General features: G+C 39.5%; 16 protein-coding genes. 10 read left to right on the top strand and 6 right to left on the bottom strand.

From position 1 onward, the window contains the following. Positions 1-3: 3 nt before the first annotated feature. The 4 genes from PL_RS18230 to PL_RS18215 all read right to left on the bottom strand — a co-directional run bounded on the left by PL_RS18230 (position 4) and on the right by PL_RS18215 (position 9,230). A complete protein-coding gene (locus PL_RS18230) occupies positions 4-351 on the bottom strand; it encodes a hypothetical protein (RefSeq protein WP_052496352.1) in 348 nt (115 codons plus the stop codon). Then, positions 329-1,972, bottom strand: coding sequence for a PAS domain-containing protein (locus PL_RS18225; protein WP_041882826.1), 1,644 nt, complete (start codon positions 1,970-1,972; stop codon positions 329-331). Before PL_RS18225 ends, PL_RS18230 begins: the two co-directional genes overlap by 23 nt. Before the next feature lie 213 nt (positions 1,973-2,185). Beyond that, positions 2,186-8,569, bottom strand: a complete 6,384-nt coding sequence (locus tag PL_RS18220; RefSeq protein ID WP_052496351.1) for an alpha-2-macroglobulin family protein — start codon at positions 8,567-8,569, stop codon at positions 2,186-2,188. A 100-nt stretch (positions 8,570-8,669) separates the two neighbouring features. Beyond that, on the bottom strand, positions 8,670-9,230 hold the full coding sequence (locus tag PL_RS18215; protein WP_041882825.1) for a GNAT family N-acetyltransferase: 561 nt from the start codon (positions 9,228-9,230) through the stop codon (positions 8,670-8,672). 102 nt (positions 9,231-9,332) lie between these two features. On the opposite strand from PL_RS18215, the gene PL_RS18210 reads away from it, so the two are divergent. The 6 genes from PL_RS18210 to PL_RS18185 all read left to right on the top strand — a co-directional run bounded on the left by PL_RS18210 (position 9,333) and on the right by PL_RS18185 (position 16,911). Next, complete coding sequence (locus tag PL_RS18210; protein ID WP_348620055.1) at positions 9,333-9,941, top strand: RNA polymerase sigma factor; 609 nt, start codon at positions 9,333-9,335, stop codon at positions 9,939-9,941. Positions 9,942-10,009: 68 nt separating this feature from the next. After that, positions 10,010-10,999: a FecR family protein gene (locus PL_RS18205; protein WP_041882824.1), complete on the top strand. Its 990-nt coding sequence runs from the start codon at positions 10,010-10,012 to the stop codon at positions 10,997-10,999. Positions 11,000-11,127: 128 nt separating this feature from the next. Then, positions 11,128-13,773 (top strand): TonB-dependent receptor, encoded by a 2,646-nt coding sequence (locus tag PL_RS18200; protein ID WP_041882823.1) that lies wholly within the window; start codon positions 11,128-11,130, stop codon positions 13,771-13,773. Position 13,774: 1 nt separating this feature from the next. Next, positions 13,775-14,569: a DUF4249 domain-containing protein gene (locus tag PL_RS18195; protein WP_160292112.1), complete on the top strand. Its 795-nt coding sequence runs from the start codon at positions 13,775-13,777 to the stop codon at positions 14,567-14,569. Between the two features lie 99 nt (positions 14,570-14,668). Further along, complete coding sequence (locus tag PL_RS18190) at positions 14,669-15,268, top strand: hypothetical protein (RefSeq protein WP_052496348.1); 600 nt, start codon at positions 14,669-14,671, stop codon at positions 15,266-15,268. A 143-nt stretch (positions 15,269-15,411) separates the two neighbouring features. After that, entirely contained in the window at positions 15,412-16,911 is a 1,500-nt protein-coding gene (locus PL_RS18185; RefSeq protein WP_041882821.1) for an acyl-CoA dehydrogenase family protein, read from the top strand. A gap of 112 nt (positions 16,912-17,023) precedes the next feature. Here PL_RS18185 and PL_RS18180 read toward each other — a convergent pair whose 3' ends face one another. Both PL_RS18180 and PL_RS18175 read right to left on the bottom strand, forming a co-directional pair. Beyond that, a complete protein-coding gene (locus PL_RS18180) occupies positions 17,024-19,483 on the bottom strand; it encodes a DUF5686 family protein (protein ID WP_160292111.1) in 2,460 nt (819 codons plus the stop codon). A 157-nt stretch (positions 19,484-19,640) separates the two neighbouring features. Beyond that, positions 19,641-20,204: a porin family protein gene (locus PL_RS18175; RefSeq protein WP_041882843.1), complete on the bottom strand. Its 564-nt coding sequence runs from the start codon at positions 20,202-20,204 to the stop codon at positions 19,641-19,643. Positions 20,205-20,690: 486 nt separating this feature from the next. Between PL_RS18175 and PL_RS18170 the strand changes: the two genes are divergently transcribed. The 4 genes from PL_RS18170 (at position 20,691) to PL_RS18155 (ending at position 23,902) form a co-directional block, all read left to right on the top strand. Beyond that, on the top strand, positions 20,691-21,305 hold the full coding sequence (locus PL_RS18170) for a DUF6134 family protein (RefSeq protein ID WP_041882818.1): 615 nt from the start codon (positions 20,691-20,693) through the stop codon (positions 21,303-21,305). 27 nt (positions 21,306-21,332) lie between these two features. Continuing rightward, the gene (locus PL_RS18165) at positions 21,333-22,277 is read left to right on the top strand and encodes a sterol desaturase family protein (RefSeq protein ID WP_052496346.1); all 945 of its coding nucleotides are present in this window, start codon (positions 21,333-21,335) and stop codon (positions 22,275-22,277) included. A gap of 75 nt (positions 22,278-22,352) precedes the next feature. Next, entirely contained in the window at positions 22,353-22,934 is a 582-nt protein-coding gene (locus PL_RS18160) for an RNA polymerase sigma-70 factor (RefSeq protein ID WP_041882817.1), read from the top strand. Further along, positions 22,931-23,902, top strand: a complete 972-nt coding sequence (locus tag PL_RS18155) for a FecR family protein (RefSeq protein WP_041882816.1) — start codon at positions 22,931-22,933, stop codon at positions 23,900-23,902. Before PL_RS18160 ends, PL_RS18155 begins: the two co-directional genes overlap by 4 nt. Positions 23,903-23,904 lie beyond the last annotated feature (2 nt).

Genomic DNA, 23,904 nt, shown 5'->3' with positions numbered 1-23,904 from the left:
GTATTAATCTTCCTCTTGCTCATAGTCCAGGCTGTCTGTCAAAAGACGATTTTCATAAAGCTCTCTCCAGTCAGTGTAAAGCTCCGTATAAGGAAAAACACCTGATGAATGATCATTTGATGTCCAGGTCAGATGAACTACGGCATATTCAAAAGCTGTATTCATGACCTGAAACAAAACATCATCATTATCTTCCCGTTTTGCAATTGACCGGACCTCTTTTCCATAAAGTACATGGCTGGAACTTATTTCCAGAGACAGCTGTCTGGTAAAATCAGACTTTGTCCGGAACCAGGGTAATGGCAGCACTGCTGTATTTTCCATATCCCTATTCATTAATGGTTTCTTCATTTCCCTCTTCTTTACCCATCAGCTCATTTACTTTTGCAGAGGTCTGATGTATAATTTCATCCATCTCTTTTACACAACTATCAATCCGGCTATAGAACTCTTCTTTCTCCTGTATATTGTCGGTAATTTTTGCCAGAGCTGTTAAGCCCAGAATAGAGGCAACCGGTTTTCTGATTTCATGTGAATTGATCCAGGCAATCTCTTTTAAAGTCTGATTCTGCTCATTAATCCGTTCTTCACGTTTTTTCCGCTCTGTAATTTCAGTTACGATATCTATATAACCGGAATGTTGTTCCTGCGAATCAAAGATTGAGGTACTGTTAACTTCTACCCAGTAAGGCAGCCCGCTTTTAGCGTAATTTACAATTTCAATATTAAAAAAATCATTGACTTTAAGCGATGCGGCAATGAAATCTTTAGTAGCCTGACTGGTTTCCGGGCCATGTAATATTTCACGGGGCAGCTTTCCTTTCAGCTCCGCTAAAGTGTATCCCGAAAGTTTTTCAAAAGAAGAGTTAACCCAGCTTATTCTGCCATCTGTATCTTTGATCACCACCCCGCTTTTAACTTTGCTCACTACTTCTGCCAGCTGCCGGTTTTCTTCATCTTTCTGTTTGAGTTCATCAATATCCTTAACGGCTCCGATAATCCTTTTGGGTGTCCCGTCATCGTCAGTAAGTAAATAAGCCTGATCGAAAACATACTTATAACTTCCGTCTGCACAAAGAACCCTGTAGGTAGCTTCCCAGCGTTTATTAGCCTGTTTAACAAATGAATTGATACTGTTCATTACCCTTTTCCTGTCGGTAGGATGCATTTTTTCTATCCACCACTCCGGTATAAAACATCCCTGATGATGATCATAGCCAAACAGCTGCTTTAAACCGGAATTCCAGGTCACCTGATTGGCAGACAACTCCCAGTCCCAGATTGCATCATGAGTAGCTTTGTTAACCAGTTCATGTCTTTCCAGCGCATTGTTGAGCAATAATTCGCGGTTGAATGTGTCATTAATATCTTTCATTACCCCGCTTATCTTATAGGGTCTCCCATCCTGATAAACGACTACTCCGGCATGACGCACATAATGCCAGTCATTATCTATTTTCAAACGGTGTATATAATCCATCTCACCTTCAGCTACTACTTTATCATGCTGGGCAAGAAACCCGGCCAGATCGTCCGGATGGATCTGTTCCAGAAAAAAGGCTGCGGGTGTAATTGCAGCATTCGGCTCCAGGCCAAACAGGGCATACAAATTGTCTGACCAGCACACTTCGTCTGTCTGCAAAAAATACTCCCAGCCCGCTATTTTTGCCATCTTCTGGGCATAATACCATTGCTGCTGTTGTTTCTGGCTATTTTCAAGATTCTGCTGAAGATAATCCAGCTCCCTTTTTTTTCCTTTGTTATAAAGATTCACCAGGTAGTGTAACAGCAATGCACTAAAGGCAATAAAAATAAAACCTTTCAGGCTATTGATCAGGGCACGATCTTCTACAGGCATCCCGTCTATCAGGAAAGCAATCACCTGATCGCTTAAAACAACCCATATACAACCTATAGTGATGTACAGCAGTACGATATTATTCTTATTTTTCATCGGATTGTTTTTTTTCATAGTGCCCGTATTTGAAACGGCATTTAAAAGCACTACGCATTTTTCCGGGAATGAAGCAATCAAGTGCTACCTGATTTTCCTGCATTTCGGCATGTACGCTGCTGCACATAATGGTTTCAGTTAAAGAGCCTTAAATAATAAAAGAGCTTGTCCAAATCTGATCATTCAAATCTAAACAAGCTCTTAAAAATAGCTATTAATATTGATTTCCCGCTATAATCCGGGTTTCACTTTAACTCTGATGCCTGCTGAATGTGTCGTAAATTCTGGTGCATACATGCATTGCATAGAGGTAATTCCGTTAGAGAAATCTCCAGCATGGGTTACTCTCAGCGGATATTCAAACACATAAACACCTTTACGCAGATAACCGATAAAGAAATTTGTTGAAGCATCTTTAGTACTTTCATAATAACCCAGCCCATCCTGATATTTATATCCTGAAATCACATTCACGGGTTCAAATCCTGATGACCGCATGTCCTTTAAATGTACATACTCCATATCCCGGTCTGTATAAATCTCAATCCTGACTTTTAACAGATCGCCTGTTTTAAGCACATCGGCTGAATTAACCGGGGTAAGCACATCTCCATTTTTTGTCTGCTTTTGTATAAATAACTGCTTTTTGATTTTAACTCCTGTTTGCGAAGAAGTAATTTGATCAAGCTGTTCAAAATATTGCCAGTATACACCACCCCAGGCAACTGTTTTATTGTTGTTTTTAATTTGAACAACAGCCATCTCAGGTCTAACATCCGCACCTGCAATAGTAATCTTCTGATAACCTGTACCGGCTTCTTTCGCGGTATCGGCAATGCCCAGTTGTGCAAAAGTCTGCTTACCCAGTAAAACTTCAGGTGCTGCAGATTCTTCCAGTAAATTATAGCCTTTCATCAATAAAGCATAGCAGGCTGCTGCAGTAGCTTTAGTCGTTTTCCAGTCGTTGGTTTGTTTATGCTTTAACAACCAGATTTTTATTTCTTCTACCGACCTGGCATCGCCTGCAACTTCATCAAAAGCTTCAATCAGCAAAGACTGTGTCTCTACCGGATTCTCATACCACCACCAGCCATTACGGTTGTTAGTCCAGTACATACCCATTTCATCATTTTGCTGAGCTCTTTCCTTTAACAGGTTAATGATTCTCAAAGCTTCTGCTTTGTTCCCGCTCCTGCTCAAAACCAAAGCCGCCTGTCCCTGCTGATAAGGCTCCATAAGTTTCCAGTTCTCGGTTACTTTTTTCAGATAATAGGCAAAGGCCTTCTGAAACTCCGGATCTGTATTTTTCTGATTAATATAACTTCGTCCGTATAAATAATGTAAAGGTAGATAAGCAACGCCTTTACCGCTTTTTTCTCTTTTAAAATCATCCTTTAATTGCTTATCAAGATAGATAACAGCCTTATTTAGTGTAGAATTAAAAGTAGGGTATGCTTTTTCATCAACCAGCTTCAGATGTTTAAGCTGCCCCATACCTGATACGATATGCTGGGTGATATAACGGTCATCACTCATGCCGGTAAACCAGGCAAAAGAACCATTGGGTTTCTGCATTTTTTCCAGCTTCTCGAAATTGCTTTTCAGCTCATAGGTCATCCTGTTCAGATCAAATAAAACTGCCAGTCTTTTCTTCTGCTCAGTTTCTGATGCTGCTGCTCTGACCCAGGGAGTTTCTTCGAGCAGAATTGACTTGAGTTCAGGATTCTTCTCTAAATTGGAGAGTAAGGCTTCTCCGCTTTTAGTCTGCTGCCACTGATTAAATACCTGCTTTATTTTTGGAGAACTATTGATAATTCCGGTTGCAAAACTATTGGCATAGAAACGGCTGAAAGTTTGTTCAGCACATTCATAGGGATATTCCATCAGATAAGGTAGTGATTGCACTGCATACCAGACCGGATTAGCCGTTAACTCCAGCGTTAATGCCTGATTTTTTAATGTCTTTGAAGAACCTGAATGCAGCAGTTTTTCCAGGGTGAAAGTTTTGGTCGTATTTCCTCTGACATTCATGGACATAGTCTCGGTAACCAGCATTGAATTCGGTAAAACAGGAACTGTATTCTCCTCTCCATCGCTGTATTTTCCAGACTGTGCGATCACTTTATAGGTTATCGCACTGATACCGGATGGAATAACCAATGGCCATTTTAATACTTCATTACCCTTATCTGTAACTTCAAATTTTTGTTGAGCTTTCCCTTCTTTTGACAGCAACTGGATAATTTTACCAGTTAAAGCATCTCTCAATTCCAGTGATGCTTCTCCGTTAAGGTTTTTCCCAGACAGGTTATTCAGCTTTGCACTCAGCAGGATCGTATCTCCTTCACGGAAGAAACGAGGCGCATTAGCAGCAATAGCGAGTTGTTTCTGGGTAATCAGTTCACGTTCAACAATACCGGTTTTAAGATCTTTGGTATGGGCGAAACCCATCATTCTATAGCGGGTTAAAGACTCAGGAATCGTAAACTCTATATTAATTTCGCCAGCTTCATTGGTTTTCAGTTGCGGATAAAAGAAAGCTGTTTCATTAAAATTTGTTCTTGGGATCACTTTAGGAGAATCACCTGCTGATTTTTCATTATTCAGCTTATTTTCCGGAGCCTCGGCCGCAGCAGGCTGCACGGCTTCCATAGCTATTAAATTGTCCTCAGATACTTTCACCCCCGCTACCCGGCCATTGAGCGCTGGAGTTGCATTCCCCCTCAGCACTACAGATGCTTCTGACTTATAAGCTTTTTTCTGGACACCAAGACCCGTTACCACAACTTCACTTAACCTGCTTCCATCTTCTTCCAATATAATATCCAGTCTTTTTGCCTGAGTAGCCTTCAGCTGGGTTGTCTTATAACCAATGGCAAGAATGCTTAACTGATCTCCTGGTTTAACGTTAATAACATAGATACCATTATCGTCAGCAGAGACTTTAACCTTACCAGAGGTCACTATCGCACCCGGAACAATATAACCCTGGCTGTCTGTGATCAGCCCGTAATGTGCTGTACCTTTCTGCAGCTGCGCCAGTCTTTTAACTGCCATGGCTGAAACATCTCGTCTGTTCTTTTCTTCCAGTCGCTGCAAATATTGATTAAATGCATATCTGGAGCCTATCTGGAGTGGAAAACCTACTGCATTCAGTGTTTCATAATTACGTTCCGCAGTCTGGAAATAGAAATTGCTATTGCCTAAAAACCAAAGTCCGTTTCCGTTATTCATATTATTTAAATGAGATGTCCACTGATAAACGTAATAGCCATAATAAGGTGAAGCAACCTGATCCCATTCCAGTTTCTTCAGTCCATCCAATGAAGCATCATACAATGTGGCAACCATTTCGGCCATCTGTTTTTCACCCTTTTTGCTGGTGATCTTTAACTTCCAGCTTTCTTTTTCTCCTGGTTGTAATTTATTACGGAAGGTTAAGAAATTAATATCCAGCTCTTTGGACAGATCAACAATATTTACAGTCTGCATCACATTATTAATCACCCCGTTTTGTATCATGGTAAACTGAACTGCAAATGCTTGTTCATATCCGGGTTGTACTGGGATTTTCAGGATGGTTTGCTCCAGAGAAATTTTCACCCATACCTTTTCTGCAATTTTCCCCTTATAATAGACTTCGTAATAGGCTTTTGCATCAGGCAAAGCACCTGCAATCCTGAAAACAGCACTCTCTGATGGAGTAACTGCAGTTTTCTCAGCAACCAGCCATTCTTTTGTACTTTGTATAACAGCCGGACTGCTATGATAAATGCGGATTATTCTGGTTGTGGAAACGGTATCACCAGCATTATTTTTTGCTGTCAGTTTAACCCTGTAATAGCCAGGGGACAGATTCTTTTCATTTAAGGTCAGGGCTCCTATTCCATTGCTGAAAGTTAGATCCTGATGGAACGCGGTTGTTAAAGCAGTCCAGTTTGCGGGATCATAATCGCCCTTATATTCTTCAAAAGGAAATGCTTTGATAAATTCTTCTTTGCTTAAAGTATAGTTTTCAGCTATAACAGGAAATATATTTTTATTCACCAGTCTGCCCGGATATTGAAGAGCAGTCCATTCCGCATTTAATTTAGCCGGAATAGGTTCTCCATTCAGATTCTGCACACTCAAAGACAGGCTATCTGTTTTAGGGGTTAAAAACAATTGCTCAGGCAAAGCGGCATTTAAGACCATATCTGTTTTACCGGCATTGATACTTTTTGAAGCGGTTCTGGTTTCGCCATTAAGATCTGTAATATCAGCCGTAATTTTGAAAGTATAGTTCTCATTGGTATTCAGATCGGCAGCTGCAAAAAAAGTGAGGTTAAAACTGCCACCTTCTTTAGTCTGGGTTGTCCCGATTGCAATTTGCTGAAGCGATTCGCGCTGATAAGGCCGGCGACCGTAACCATAGAAGACCGGGATTACACTTCTGTAAACCTTATAGCTTACTTTAGCCCCGGTTACTGAATAACCGGAAAAAGCTATGGCCTTTCCCTGTACTTTGATACTGTCATTCAGTTTGTATTTTTGAGTAGATGCATCAAAATTCACCTCGAAAGTTGGTCTTTTATATTCTTCTACCTGTACTTCAACAGTACCGTATATAGTAGCCAGCTGCATCGTTCCGTTTAATTTACCGGTTGGAATAGTAAAGGACCCCTGAAAAGTTCCGTAATCATTAGTCTTTACAGTTACTTTTTCTATGTCTTTATAATTGGCATCTTTGAAGGAAAGTTCAAGACTCTCCTCTGGAATAATACTATTTTTATCATTCTTATTTTCCATCAGCAACCCTTTATAATACAGGGTCTGTCCCGGCCGGTAAATGGCCCGGTCTGTAAAAAGAACTACCTGTTTACGATCTGTCTCCTGATGATTATTTCCATAGCTGTTAACCGGTATATAAAGGCTATCGGTACCGTTTATAATCCGCGCTGTTCTGACATTTAAACTTTCCTGAGAGGCTAATATGGCATAACCTGTCCCATCTGTTTTAAACAAAGGGCTTTTTTCATTAATCTGCTGATTTTCTTTAAAATCAGATAGAATTTCCTGAATAGCTACCCCTTTTAAAGGTGCACCAGTCAGGCTGTTTGCTACAAAATATTCTTTTTTATCATTGAAGTGCCGCTGTGTCACAGCCATGGAGGTCACCCTGAAATTACTGTGCTGAACTATACGCTGCGCCTGATTGGTATCTATAGTATTTTGCGCAATGATAATATAGTTGCCGTAAGGAAGAGCATCCATTTTTGCGATCAGAGTATGCGACTGATAATCAACAGCCTTAGGTAAAACTTCGTTCCAGCTTCTTACTGGTTTATGTTTTTTAAGGAACTGCACATATTTTTCCTTACTATCAAAATTGAAGTAAAAATCACTAAAGCCGGCTGGTACTTTATAGAGCTGCAGGTTGATCGTATCCAGATTTCTATAGGTAAAGTAAAGCTGAGATGGCAACCCCGGCTGGCTGAACTGTTTTAATTGGATAGCCAGTGTTTTACTTTTAAGTTCCTGAATCAGGTTAGCTGCATTTTTAGCACCATTACTTTTAGGAAAGGCCCTGATAGCTTTACCGGCAAGTTCTGCTGCTTTAATGAGATCCTGCTTTTTACCAGCGGATAATGTTTCCCCATTTTTAATAAGCAACGCCTGCTCGTATAATATATCGGCATATATTTCTGTAGAACTGACCTGTGTTGCCAATAGCTCAAGAGCTTTGAAATACTGCTCTCCCTTGTTCAGTACTGTACTTTTCTGATAAACAAATTTCAGCCTCCGGAGATCTGCATCGGCCAATGCCGCTGTCTGATGATATTTATCATGATACTGAAGCAACTGCTGAAAAATCTTAAGTTGTTCTGCTGCCAGAGAAGTGCTGTCATTCTCTGCTATTTTCAGTCCTGCAAATGTTTTGTATTCGCTAAAAAAACGGGGATCATTAAAATCTGCCTGATCATCCCTGATATCTGCCAGACCAAGCTGTGAATTGGAAAGGATTTTCAGTGCACGATGGGCTAATAAGTCATAAAGTGCAGGTCTTAAATATCTCGTAGTAGTATCTCCCAGAAGGATCTCATTTAAAACACCAACTTTTGTGTTCTGCAATAGTTCTTTCTCTGCCATTGAAAACAGCAGCTGTCTGACCACTTCACCGGTTATTTTTTTGATTGACCAGGTTTGAATATCATCGCCTATATTACCTTCTACCTGTGTACGCTGATATATTTTATAGCGGTTTTGCTGAAAGTATTCCCAATAAGTCTCTGCCAGCAGAGATTGCAGTACGCTCTTTTCAGGTTGTCTGGCTAAACGGATATCTTCTTTTAAATCTTTCAGTATGCTGGTAAAGGCAGCTTCTTCCAGATAACCCTGAAACATAATCCGGTACATTGCAGATTTAATAAGCAGAGTGGTGTTTCCATCTTTCCTGGCCCGTTCATTAATACTGTTAATCAGGGATAATGCTTCTCTGGGTTTTTCCTTACCGGCCAGGGAATCAACTTTAAAAAAGGATGGATCGCTGGTTTTAAGATGCTTCTGAGAGAAGGTTTTTGCCGTAAAGAATAAAATGCAGGTAACGCATAAGGCAAGTCGTATAACAATTTTCATATGCAGTGATATTTAAAGGAAGATGAGTTCAGGTCACAAATTCCATAATCAATTGGTGAACTAAACAAATGTCTAAATATTACGGCACAATTAATTTGTTTTATTTTAAGACATGATCTTTTTTTAAAAGCTCATATAACACACATTCCCGCAGTCTTTCATCATCTGCCAGCAAGGGATGGTTGAAAGCAAGCACTTCTTTCATTCCAAGCTTTTTCATCACATTGACAGAGGGTAAATTCACCTGAGGAGCCATTGCATTTATCTTTTCCAGCTTTAATTCATCAAAGGCGTAATCCAGACATCTTTTTGCTCCTTCTGTAGCAAAGCCTTTTTGCCATGCTGATTTTTTCAATCGCCAGCCAATATCTGTACATGGGTTAAAATCAGCTTCAAAAGTTTGTACGGATAATCCGATAAAACCAATAAAATCTCCGGTCTCCAAATGGTCGGCAGCAAAATAACAAAAGTGTTTTTCTTTGAATTGTGCCGACATTCTTTCTATAAATTCCTGAGTCTGTTGTGCAGACTGAGTTGCCGGAAAGAATCTCATAACCTCCGGATCAGCATTGATCTCAGCCATTTTTTCTATATCCGCACGTATCCAGTCTCTGAAACCCAGCCTTGCTGATCTGAAAATATAGTGTTTATCTGCTTCCATTTTTATACCTTTTAAAAACAAAGATATAGAACGCTTTTTTTTCTCCGGAGGATAAATATCCTGAGTTTCAAAAATTAATATCTATCATTGTTCCCTATATTTATGAACACACCCCAATCAGAGAAACCGGATAACGTGGACCTGCTGATCAAATTCAGGGAGGGGGATGAACCTGCGTTTATACAAATTTACAATCAGTACAGAGGTAAGGTTTATAGTTATGCTTATCAGCTATGCAAGTCGGCCGACACTGCAGAAGAAATTGTACAGGAGGTATTTATCAAAATATGGCAAAAAAGAGAGCAGATCAATGTGGCTTTATCTTTCAATGCCTATCTGAAAAAAATCACATTGAATCATGTCCTGAATTATCTTAAAAAAGTGGCCCGCGAAAAGGCTTTACAGGAACAAATCTATCATACTATTGAGCAAAGTTCCAACCGCACGGAAGATCATGTGCTGGAAAAAGAACTACGTAAAATCTATGATGAGGCCATCAGCCGCTTACCTCAGCAAAAAAAACTGATCTACCACCTAAGCCGTGTAGAGGAGCTGAGTCATGATGAAATCGCACTGAAACTGAATATCTCTAAAAACACGGTCAAGAATCATATGGTTGAAGCCAGCCGCTTTATCCGTGAATATGTAAGTAAAAATGGCAGCATCATCTGTTTTATTATTGCTTCTTCAAATTATTTTCATTCTAACTAGTCCTTAGGGCTCCGGCAGTTGTATAGTATGTAGAAATGGATAGCATATTGATCCATTCATGGAATACTATGAACGAAAAAGAGGAATTAAAACTGCTATATCATCTGTATCTGACCAATCAGTGTTCGCCAGCCGAAATGGAACGTTTCTTTCAGCTGATCAAAGACAATGAACATGATGAGGAAATGACCAGTCTGATGTCAGTAACCTGGGATCAGACGGAAGCAAAACCTGAAACCGGGCTGATTCCTCCTTTCTTCTCTCAAGACACAATACAGGTGAGGCCAATGCTGACTCGCAGGATTAGTTACGGTTTCAGGCACTTTGCCGCAGCCGCAGCTATCCTGCTTGTTCTTGGTGGAACTTATTTATATCGTAACCGCATATCCCAGGTCTTTAATCCTGTTCATCAGACTGAGGTATTCAGTAAAACTGCTGAACGCAAACAATTACTGCTTGCGGACGGAACTAAAGTATGGCTCAGCCCGGAGAGTAAACTGAGCTATCCTGACCGGTTTAACGGAAGTAAACGGATCGTCAGTCTGGATGGGGAAGCTTTTTTTGAGGTTACCCATGATGCAGATCACCCATTTATTATTCAAAGTGGATTGGTTAATACGACCGTACTGGGAACCAGTTTTAATGTGAGTGCTTATAAAAACCAACCTGATATCAACGTCACACTGGTGACCGGAAAGGTTGCAGTAACACTGAAAAACACCAATCATGAGCAACCTGTTATGATTACTGCCAATCAAAGAATTACGGTCAGCAGGTCTACAGAAAAAATTACAAAGACCGATTTCCCGGACGCAGCAGATTTTCTGAACAGACGTCTGGGTTTATTTGATTATAAGGGAAGTATTTTCAGCGATGTGGTTACCGACCTGGAATTACAGTATCATCTGCAGATTACCCTGGCCCCGGATCTTGCTCAAAGCAGGTTCTATGGCCAGCTGGATATGACTTTACCTGTTGAACAATGTCTTGATAAATTAAGTATGGTAATGGAGGTAAACTGGAAGAAAGAGAGGGGGCGGTATGTTATTGTAAGATAGCTTCTGTAATCATAAGATAAATGCCCGGCTTCTGTTTCAGAAAACCGGACATCATCCTGATCAATTAAAAAATGCCCGGGCCTTGAGAACTTTAGGGCAGATTAAAATCAATATTTAAATATAAAGTTATGAAAAAATACGAACCGATAAGGTTCCTGGCATTTATTGCCTTACTGTTATTGCTTTTGATGTTCATTCAGGTAAGAGCTTATGCCCAAAGTCCATTGGAAAAAAAGTTAAGTATCAGTCTGAAAGATGAATTATTAAAATCAGCACTGGATAAAATCAGCCTGGCAAGTGGTATTAAATTCACTTATAATGAGCAGATCGCCAACAGTAAAATCAAAATCAGCGTTGTGGCAAAGGACAAAAATTTAAATGAGGTATTAACCCTTGCATTTGCCGAACAGCCCGTTAAATTCACCGCGCTTGGCAAAGAGGTTTACATCAGATTTGATCCTGCAAAAGAAAAAAAGGTTCCGGCCGACCCGGCGGCAAATCCGGCAGAAAGCCAGGGAAGATACACGATAAGTGGTACAGTTTCTTCGGCTAAAACAGGAGAAACACTGATTGCTGCAACAGTCAGGGTTGCAGGTACAAGACAAGCTACTTCAAGTAATGAATATGGTTTTTACTCGCTTTCACTTCCTAAAGGAAAATACAATCTGGAAATCAGTGCAGTAGGCAGCAGAACAAATCTGCAGACAGTTCAGCTGGATAAAAATTTAAAACTGAATATTGGGTTGGATGACAGTGCAAATGAACTGGAAACGGTAAACATTACCTCATCGTCTGCTAAAAGAAGTATTGATAATCCACAGATGGGAATGGAGCGTTTAAGTGTATCGGAAACCAAAACTATTCCGGTTATACTGGGCGAAAGAGACATCATCAAAACGCTGCAGCTTTTACCGGGTGTAAAATCTTCCCTGGAAGGAACAAGCGGCTTTTTTGTAAGAGGTGGAAGTGCAGATCAGAATATGATATTACTGGATGAAGCCCCTGTTTATAATGCCACTCACCTGCTCGGTTTTTTTTCTACATTTAATTCGGATGCCATTAAAAATGTCACCTTGTATAAAAGTGGGATGCCTGCTCAGTATGGTGGCAGATTGTCTTCTGTAATGGATATCAAGATGAATGACGGGAACAACCAGAAACTGAGTGTAAGCGGCGGAATTGGTATGATTGCAGCCAGAGTGAATGTGGAAGGTCCGATACAGAAAGGAAAATCCTCTTTTCTGATTTCTGCACGCAGAACATACCTGGACCCATTTATCAAGCTTTCTTCAGATACGTCGGTTAAAAAGGTTAAGCTTTATTTTTATGATGTCAATGCCAAAGCAAACTATATCCTCGGAGAAAAGGACAAGTTGTTTATTTCCGGTTACCTGGGCAGGGATGTATTAAAATCAGACAGGTTAACCGGACTGGACTGGGGAAACGTAACTTCTACCCTGCGCTGGAATCACGTGTTTAACAGCAGGTTGTTCTCGAACACCTCCTTAATCTTCAGTAATTACGATTATACCATTGACAGTAAAGAAGATCAGAATTCTTTCTCCTTGTTTTCACAAATCAGAGACTGGAATTTCAAGGAAGATATGCAATGGTATGTCAACGATAAAAACACACTGAGTTTCGGCGTAAATGCAATTTATCATACCATCAAACCTGGTGAAGTCCGGGCTGAAGGGAACACGGGGTTTATCTCCCAGGATCTGCAAAAAAGATTTTCACTGGAAAATGCGGCTTATGTAAGTAATACCTGGAAAGCGAGTGACATGTTTAGTCTGACTTACGGATTACGGCTTTCTGCTTTTTCCATCTTAGGAAGTGGTGAGTATTTTGACGTAAACAGTGCTGGTGAAGTGACAGGAAGCAGAACTTATAAAAGAGGAGAAATTGTAAAGACCTACCTTAACCTGGAACCCCGGATTGCTGCTGCAATACAATTCAGCGAATCTGCATCGGTTAAAGCTTCTTATGTCCGCAATGCGCAGAACCTGCATTTAATTTCCAATTCCAATTCTATGTCGCCTACAGACAGATGGCTGGCCAGTACTAATATCATCAAACCTGAAATCAGTGATCAGGTATCTTTGGGCTATTATAAAAATCTGGGAGATAATGCTTATGAATTTACTTCAGAGATTTATTATAAAGGTCTTAAAAATCAGGTCGACTATCGCGATGGTGCCGATATTTATACCAACAGACCAATTGAGACACAGTTACTGTATGGCAGAGGAAGAGCCTACGGAATAGAAATGCTGATCAGAAAGAAGACAGGCAAACTAACGGGATGGGTTGGTTATACCTTATCTAAATCTGAAAGACAGGTAGATGGGATCAATAATGACCGCTGGTATAATACCCGTCAGGACCGGACGCATGATATTTCAATTGTAGCGATGTATGCATTGAATGAAAAGTGGTCTTTATCTGCTAACTGGGTATTTTCCACCGGAAACGCAGTGACTTTCCCTAATGCAAAATACAGATTACTTGGAGAAAGTTATTTCTATTTTTCTGAGCGTAATGCAGAAAGAATGCCGGCTTACCACAGATTAGATCTTGGTGCAACGCGTACATTAAAGAAAACTAAAAAATATTCTTCTGAGCTAAGTATGAGTTTATATAATGCTTATGGCAGATCAAATGCCTATGGTATTGAGTTCAGGGACAATCCATACGATCCTAACAGAACTGAGGCTGTAAAAACAAGTTTGTTCCGGTTTATACCTTCTATTTCTTATGATTTTAAATTTTAATATGAAAGCTATATATATGCTGGCAGCACTCTCAGTGCTCCTTGTATCCTGCGAAAAAGTGATACAACTAAAACCTGCCACTAAACAGGACAAATATGTAATTGAAGGCACCATAACCAACGAACCTGGTAATTGCAGTGTTTTAATCAGCAGAACCAAAAACTTTGATGATGATAATACGTTTAACGGGGTCAACGGAGCTATTGTAAAAATAGAAAACAATGGTACAGTTGTAACGCTTCCTGAAACCAGTTCAGGTGTATATACAACCACTGCAATCAATGGAACTCCTGGTCAGACTTACCGCTTAACAGCGACGGTGAATGGGGAAACTTTTACTGCTGTCAGTACGATGCAGCAACCTGTACCATTACTGGACTTCTATCTTAAGCCAGCAGATTATGATAGTCTGAGAACTGTGGCTTATGTCAAGTATAAGGACTCTGCTGAAGTCAAAAACTTCTACTGGTTTGAGCTGTTCATCAATGATAAGAGGCAACAAAATTATGCTGTGGCAAATGACGAGTTTACTACCGGGCAGCTGATCAATTCAGGACTTATATTTCAGAACAAAACTAAAAACAGAGAAAAGGATATCAAAAGAGGCGACAAGCTGAGTGTGGAAATGCATAGTGTTGACCCTTCTGTTTTTCTTTATCTTTTTAGTTTATCCGGGGCAAAAGGAAGCGGAGACAGTGCTGCACCGGCCAACCCTATCAGTAATATAACGGGAGGAGCCCTGGGCTTTTTCAGCGCGCATACGACGCAGCGCAAGAGCCTGATTATCCCTAAATAATTTCATTTAACAGGATCAGCAATTAATGTGGTATCCTTATTGAGGAGATATTCCGATCAGATTTACAGCTAATCAGAATATTTCCTCAATCTTGAACAAATGAAGCAATTTATCCCATTGACCTGCGCTGCCATCCTGCTGATTTCCTGTAATGGACAACAGAAAAACAATCAGAAAGTTACTGGCTTAAAAGACACTCAAGCCCAGGATTCTATTCAGAAACCCATTCCGGCAACAGCAAAAACTACTCAGGAAAATCTGCCGGAAATTTCCAAAGCAAAAAGCTGGTTGACTGCAGCCATCGAAAATTCGCTTAATAAAGCGAATGGCAACATGGAAAACACCAATGAGGAAGCCGAAGAAAATATCAAAAGTATTTATACAAAACAGTACGATGAGTATAAAGATGATGCGATCAATGTAGATTTGGACAACGGCCTGACCTCTGAAGAATTTTTCACCAAATGGAAGGACAAGTATAATCCCAAATTAGCAGGAATCGGAACTGGTTTATTTATCCCGGAACAGGATTACGGACTAATCAAAGTAACCCATTGTGAATTGAAAAATAAAATAGGTGACAACTTCATTTTCAGCGTAGTAATAGAAGATACTGAGTCTAAAATCAAGCATAACCGGGACATCAGACTGATCCCCTCAGGCAGTACATTTCTGATAGATGACATCATGGAATACTAAATTTCAGGACAAAAAAAGACGTTATTTTCTGAAGGAATAAAAAAGAGAATTCTGTTTAGAACTATTCTAAATTACTTTGGTATATTTGGTGATTATCTTGAAAAAAGATTTTCCCAGAATATTATAGTAAATTACCCCTAATAATGATAGAATTAAAAATAGAATTTTCAGAATACATCAAAAATTTCGAAGAGAAATTAAAGCTTCTGTTCCGGGGGAAAGACAATACTGATCAATTTGACCTTGCAGCAAAACTACCTCCTTTAATCATGCACGAAATTCTTGCTGAACAGCCTCTGGCAGCAGCAATTCCGGAAGAGTATGGTGGAAATGGAAGTGTGGTAAAAGAATGCCTGAGCGTCCTGGCTGCGGCTTCATATGAGTCTTTACCACTGTCTCTGACCTTTGGAATTAACATCGCTCTTTTTCTGGAGCCGCTTTCCAAGTATGCGGATGATTCAGTTAAAAAAGAAGTATTTGACCGTTTTCTTTTTCACCAGAATATGGGTGGCCTGATGATCACTGAACCTGATTATGGTAGTGATGCACTGAACATGAAAACCAGAAATACAGAGCTGGCTGATACTTACAGCATCAAAGGAACTAAACACTGGCAGGGACTTACCGGTCTGGCTGATTACTGGCTGATTGCGTCCAGAGCCGAACTGGCTGATGGCGGATTAAGCAGAGATATTGATTTCTTTTTATGTGATAATACACAAAAGAAACAGCAAATCGTCGTAGAGGAATACTTTGATACGATGGGGCTTCATATGATCCCTTACGGACGCAATATTTTAAATATTGAAGTTCCTAAAACGTTTAAATTAAATCCTGAAACTACAGGTATTAAAATGATGCTGGATATCCTGCACCGCAGCAGAATGCAGTTTCCCGGTATGGGAATGGGGTTCATCAGGCGTATGCTTGACGAAGCTATTCTTCAATGTAAAAACCGGATTGTAGGAACAGCAAATTTATTATCGATGGATCAGATCCAGTTCCAGATTTCTAAAATACAGTCAGCTTATACGATCTGTTCGGCAATGTGTGTCAGAAGCAGCAGCATTAGCGGAATTGAACATAATTTAGCAGCTGAAGGCCTGGAGGCCAATAGTATGAAAGCCGTAGTCACTGATCTGATGCAGGAATCAGCACAGATTTTAACACAGGTTTCTGGTGCCAAAGGGTATAAAACATCTCATATTGGCGGACGTGGTATTATGGACAGCAGACCTTTTCAGATTTTCGAAGGTTCGAATGAAATGCTTTATGCACAGATTTCAGAGATCATTGTACGTCAGATGAAGAAACAGAAAGAATCTAATCTTTTTGACTTCCTGACCACACTTCAACAAACTGCTCAGGCTTGCCATTATTTTAAAAAGGAACTGAGTTTTAACTTAAGCACCTCTCTTTCTCAACGCAAACTATTTGACCTGGGAAAGGTAATCGGCAGAATTGTTTCTTTAGGCTATGTTCTGGATCTGGAAATTAAGGGATTCAGAAAAGAGCTGATCGAAAATTGTATTGTGAATGTAAAACAGGATATACGCACATTAATCTGTGCTTTCAATTTTGATAACAGCACACAGGTAATTGAAGATTATACTGCTGAAAGCTCATGGTTTAATTTCGCTTAACCAGACAGGTTTAAGCTAAAATCCTAAAAGGCGGGATAAAAGAGCAGGTGTACCAGCTCTTTTATCCCGCCTTTTTATGGAGCCTCATACGCCGGCGAGAGCTGATAAGGTATTAAAAATCCACCTTAATCTTAGCTCTTATCCCCCACCTGGATATATGCGGATTATCTAAATAGCTCAGCCTTTTAACCAGATCGATCCTTAATATTTTAAAGATGTTGGAGATTCCTATACTTCCTTCCATATAGGGTGTGGAACCCAACGCTGAAGACATAATCCGCCCATGTTTGTCTTGTGGGAACTGATATAAATCTGAATTCTGCGTTGGATCATTCTTACTGGAAATTGATCCGGTCAGGGCCTTAAAAGTGATGATCTCTCTTAACTGAAGTCTTTTTACCAATGGAATCTTATTCAGGAAAAACCCATTGAAATTATGTTCCAGATTAACGCTTGCATATTTATCACTCAGGAACTCCATGAAATTCATCAGATTATAAGATGGCAGTTCATAAGCATAACTCTGGTTAGCCCGGTGTATAGTCAGCAAAGGAAATGGAACTTTACCAAATACTTTTCCTGCTTCAAGAATAATATCAGAATAGCCAAACTGCGACAGATAAGTTCTTTTAAAGACATTGAAAGTCAGGTTCTGATAGTTATAGTCTCCATGCAAAAATCCTTTAATACCAACCGATCCGCGTAAGGTGAAAATAGGGTATCCATTTCTGATTGGTCTTCTGAAGCGTTTCCCCTGATAAAATTGTTCGTGTGGTGCCCACCTTACTTCTGCCGTAAATTCTGAATTGGTAATGTCCTGCACATCTACTGGTCCGGCAGTACTTAATGCTATAAATCTGAGTCCTCCTGCGGGATCCAGAATCTGATTTTTATAGGCTACTTTAAATGAAAAATGATCTTTTGTTTCATGAAGGTATTCAAAAAGCCACTTTCTGTTGTATAACCATTTATCATTAATTCCTCTTTTGAATGATAACAGAAAGTTATCATCTTCCAGAAAGTTAAGATCCTGCCCGGGTATCTGTGTTTCATAGCTATGTCTCAGTGTTAACGACTTGACAGGAAATTCATAGATGGAGCCGGGCGAAAGTGATAAGATAGCTCCCAGTGAATACTTCCATTTATGATCACGTGTACCGTAAGCCATATGGCCATCAAAGAAAATCCTTCTGCTAAATGCATCAGTAGTCCGCCCGCCAATTTTAAGTCTCAGACCTTCTACGGGATTAAAGCTATAAAATGAATTAAACGGCCCGACTTCTACTTTCCCCTGCCCTATATAACCCGAGAGTAAAAATGAAGCCACTCCCATCGCACGTTTGAACTTCTTTGAATTTTTAAGACTGTCTATATTTTTATAGGCCATCTGCTCAATCGAAGTCAGTTTTTCCGGTCTTAATTCTTCCATAGGGATCGGCCGCGCCAGATTATCCAGCGGTTTAAGCTTTAAAGTCTGATTCAAAGCTGTTGGACTGCTGACAAAATCATTGATAAACAGGGTTCGTTCTCCAAACACACTTGCACCCTCTTTGAAAAGCCCCAGATCCATAGCCATTACACTTTTACCTAAATAATAATGACCGGTTTTATCCTGATGATAATCCAGGGATATACTCATATCCTTTACCCAGTTAATATTTATTTTGGAGTTGACAGATAGTGTAGCCTTTTGTACTGCGTATTTACCATCCAGGGAGATATATAAATGACCAAGGAAAAGCACATCTTCTTTATTACGTGGTGCGATCATCAGCTTAATCTGCATCGGTGAAACATCTTTTAAAGTATCAATGATAAAATACTTATAAAACTGAGGGGCCAGCTCTGCGATAGGACTCATAAAACTCTGGTTGCCGATACCGATGTCATTCTGATAAATATCAGCCCGCTGATAGATTTTATCCAGGTACTCATTGATTCCATCTTCATCAATGAACTGATCTATACGTGACTGGTTTTCTGCAAGAACAGCTGATTCCTGTTTAAAGGGGTTCTGATACACCAGGTTATGGGTAAGCTTCTCCTTCATAAATATAGGGGTCAGCAATCTGCCCGGCCGGGTCAGTGAATCTGAATTGTCTTTTAAAAATGATAACTTTTTAAGTAGCCTGGATGTCTTCGCTTTCTCAGTGGTCATACTTAAGGAAATATTCAATTTCTCATACTCCTTGTAAGAAAGATAATTCTGAAGATTTGAAGCATTGGTCTTTTTATGTTCAATAACCCTCCTGATTAATTCCACAGCTGGGTTGTTCTTATTCTTATATCTTGGTTTATGAGCAACAGAAATACTAACCTCAGATAAATCCTGAGTCTGTGGCTCCAGTTGAATATTCAGCTGGTGGGTATGGCCTGAAGGTACCTCCATCCGTACTCTGTGATAACCTATACCGTAGAAATTAATGTGTTTAACTTTATCTTTTGAAGCGATACTAAACGTTCCTTTAGCATCACTTGAAGTCTTGATTGCGGTATGTTCAAACCCAATAGTAACTCCATGGACCGGTTGTCCTGTTGATTTGTCTGTAATCAGACCTTTCACTTGTATCATCTGGGCTTCTGCCCTGAAAAAGAAGAAAAAAATAAAAATTATTGAAATGGAAAACTTCATAAAGCCTGCAGGCCGTCATTGAATGGGATAACAGAATAACTCAGGTTACAAGCTGCCCATTACCCAAATCACGGGCAGCTTGTATAATTTTAACAGACTAAAATGGTATTGCGTAACCAATTGTAGCCATGAAACCTCGGTTCTTAGCTGTTGCCGGACCTTTATTGACATCTGTCAGGCCCAGTGAGTATCTTGCATCAACCAAAACACTCCCTTTACCGACAGGGATGGCAACGCCACCACCCATCTGGATACCGAAATTGAATTTTTGAACTTTAGCGCCATACAGGGACTCTATCTTTTTCACGTCTCCCACAGCCAGACCAATTGCTGGTCCTGCATTAATATAAACAGGGCCGAAAGAATATTTCGCTAAAACAGGAAGCTCAAGATAATTCAGGTTATACTTGGTTTTATCATTTTTAATCTTTGTTCCTGCACTTACATAATTAAGCTCAGGCTGAACTGAAAATGCGGAGTTCTTCACTTTGAAGTTAACACCCAAACCTGCGGTAAAGCCCGTTTTTGACTGCTCACCTTCTATATTACTTATCGCCTGCTTAGAAAAATTCAATCCAACTTTTGGAATTAGCTGAACATTCTGCGCTTTTACCAAATGTACAGAGGCCAGAAGCCCTGCAACTAACAATAACTTTTTCATACTCAAATAATTGATTTTTAACATTCTTTATTATGCAAGTTTAATCTGATCTGAAGATCTTGTGAAGCACAAAGTAACTGAGACGGAAATTTCCAATACTGAAACGACATTTCCATATGTCCAGCAGCATTTCAAATTACCTGCTTTCACGCGGACCTGCTGTTAAGCTAAATTCTTAAAACTGAAAAAAGCTCTCCTGAATAATAAATACATTCTCTTATAATAGTTCATTTGTGATTATTTGTCAGATAAACGCAGTATTTATGAAGACCCCTATTAATTGCAGAATTATTTATATATCAAGTATATATTTTTCTTAAAAGATCCTAAATGCCCGCTACTTATGATCTGGACCTGATTACAGTTATCTTTTCACAACATATCAAAATATAAAAATCAAAATGACGTAGGGGTAAAGTTAAGATGGGACGTACTATGAGTATAAGGGTAAGATAGACCATTAACTCATGCTAAAAAAACAGTCTTATGATAACTCCCATTGTAGATCACGCAAAAAAAATAGTTATTCTTTATTCGTTGCTCCTGTTTTGCTTTTCAGCCAGCATTTACGCACAGGAAAAAACAATAAAATATAACATACTGAGAAATGGCAGCATCATCGGACAGATGCAGTTTTCACAAAAGAATGACGGCGAAGATCTGTATCTCAGAATGACATCCAGAGTCAAAACCCAATTCATCATGAATATCAATGTGGATACGGAAGAGAATGCTCATTTTAAAAACGGGAAGCTGATCAGCTCAAGGGTTATACGTCATGTAAATGGTAAACAGAAAGCGTATAACCAGACCAGGTTTATCAATAACGCTTATCAGACACAATCAGATAAAAAAACAAGCCAGATTAAAGAAGTTATCAATTATAATCTGATGCTTCTGTATACCAGTGAACCAACCAATTTATCACAGGTGTATTCCGATAACTACCTGCAATTCCTGGAAATCAAACAGATTAAACCTCATCTCTACCGTATTACTCTGCCAGATGGCAATTACAATGAGTATTATTTCGATAAAGGTATCTGCCGGGAAGTAATGGTTTATCATTCATTATATACCATTAAAATTCAGCTGGCCTGAGTTATTCAGCATATTAAATCAGAACTTATGTTAATTATCAACAGTATAACAGATCAGCTTTCCGCTTTATCCGGCGCCCCCAGGATAGCAATGGCTGATATCAGCAGCCTGGAAAAAAGTGCACCAAATCTGGTTGTATATGCATTGCCAGCAGTACTTTCAATTACAATTATTGAATTTATTGCATCCTGGTTATCAGAAAGGAAAAACTATGAAAAAAAAGAAATGCTGGGATCGGTATTTGTCGGAGCAGGAAATCTGTTGATTAATCTGGTCATGAAGACAGTGATGCTGTATGGAGTGGTATGGTTATATAATGTGCTTCCCTACCGGATGGCTTTTAACTGGTGGACGCTTATACCTGCTTTCCTGATCTATGATTTCTGTACTTACTGGACACACAGGGTATCACATTTCTGCCGTTTTTTCTGGGCATCGCATGTGGTACATCACTCTGCTGAACATTATAACCTCACGGTTAATTTCCGTCAGAGCTGGTTTCAGTATACCAAAGTCATTTTTTTCATCCCTCTTTTGCTTACCGGGGTTCATCCTGTTATATTTTTTGTAGCCAATCAGCTGAGTATACTTTATCAGTTTTGGGTCCATACTGAAGCTATTGGCAAGCTTCATCCTTTTATAGAAAAACATTTCGGCACTCCATCTAATCACAGGGTACATCATGGCAGTCAGGAAAAGTATCTGGACAAAAACTTTGGTGCGATGTTTATGATCTGGGATCATCTGCTGGGAACATTTCAATATGAAGAGGAGAAACCACGTTATGGCATTACCAGCCCTTTAAAAAGCAGGATTGACCCTTTATATCTTAATTTACATGAATTCCAGGATATCATAACTGATGTCAGACATACACATACCCTGCGTAAAAAACTTTATTATGTTTTTGCCAGCCCGGGTAGTATAGCAAAAAGTAAATTAAAAGCTAAAAATAGCAGCCAGCCCTATTGACTACCGGGTAAATAATTTATTTTTAACATAAATACTCATAAAATGTATCGAAAAAACAGTACACCTTCTTAGTAAATGGAATATAGCGACAATACGATTATTGATTTAATAAAAAAAGGAAATAAGAGTGCATTTGAAGAAATGTTCAGGACGTTCTACAAAACGCTGCGCGCTTATGCTTATACTTTTATAAAAGATAACGAAGGTGCTGAAGAAATTATACAAAACGTGTTTTGCAGAATATGGGAAAAGAGAGACCAGCTAAAGACAGATGGCTCTTTAAAGTCTTATCTGTACCGTGCAGTTCATAACGAAAGTCTGAGTTATCTCAGACACCAGAAAGTAAAAGATTCATTCCAGGATTATTATACAAATCATATGGAAGAAACAAGCGCGGATGCAGCGAACAAGGTACTGGTTTCAGAACTGGACAGGCATATTCAGCTTGCTATAGCTGAACTGCCGCAACAGTGCCGCACTATTTTTCAGATGAGTCGTTTTGAGCAGCTTAAATATCAGCAAATTGCCGATATCCTTAAGATTTCTATCAAGACTGTTGAAAACCAGATGGGAAAGGCTTTGAAAGTGTTGCGGATTAAATTAGTAGAATTTCTGCCTGTTATTATAGTTTTACTTTATTTAATGAAGAAGAAATGAGCACGAATATAAATATGAATGATGATGTGCTGGTGAAATACCTGCTCAGCGAAGCCGATCCTGGTGAAATAGCAGCGGTAGAGGCCTGGCTTAATACGAATACCGGCAATAAAAAATATTATAACGAGATGAAACTCATCTGGGAAGACAGCCTGAGGCTTGCCGGCAAAAGTGAGGGTGATGAATCTGGCACCTGGAGCAAGATTGAAGACCGTTTGAATTTCAATGCAGCTCCTGTAGCTTCATCAAAACCATTAATGAACAGTTACTGGCTACGCCTGGCAGCTTCCATTGTCCTGGTTTGCGGTATCGGGTGGTTTGCCATTAATTATTTCAAAAGCCCGGCTGTAATGAATGTGGAAACTAAAGAGCAGGTTTTAACACAGTTATTGCCGGATGGATCTCAGGTTACGCTAAATAAAAATTCGCTGATCTCTTATGCCAGCCGGTTTACCGGAACTACCAGACCTGTAAAACTACAGGGGGAGGCTTTTTTCAAAGTCACTCCTAATGCGGACAAACCGTTTATAATCAGTGTTAATGATATAACGGTCAGAGTTATCGGCACATCATTCAATGTCAAAAGCAGAAATGGCAAAACAGTTATTGTAGTAGAAACCGGGTTAGTCAGGATTAGTAAGTACCAAAGCAGTATAGAATTACATCCTGGTGAAAGGGTCACTATAGATCAGAATCAAAAAACTCTGGTAAAAGAAAATAATCAGAGTAAACTTTATAATTATTACCGCAGCAAGCAGCTGGAATGTGAAAACACAACATTACAGGAACTCGTTGATGCCCTGAATGAAATCTATCAGGCAAATATCGTGATCAGTAATCCGGCTTTACGCAGCAAACAGATTAATGCTAATTTCAAAAATCAGTCTCTGGATGAAATACTGCATGTCATTTCCTTAACGGTTAATGTACAGGTTCAACGTAAAAATGAGCAGATACTACTAAATTGATT

Origin of the sequence: Pedobacter lusitanus, from assembly GCF_040026395.1 — a bacterium.
Classification (GTDB): domain Bacteria; phylum Bacteroidota; class Bacteroidia; order Sphingobacteriales; family Sphingobacteriaceae; genus Pedobacter; species Pedobacter lusitanus.
Note: the sequence above shows the minus strand (reverse complement) of the source record. Positions and strands in the feature narration are given on the sequence as shown.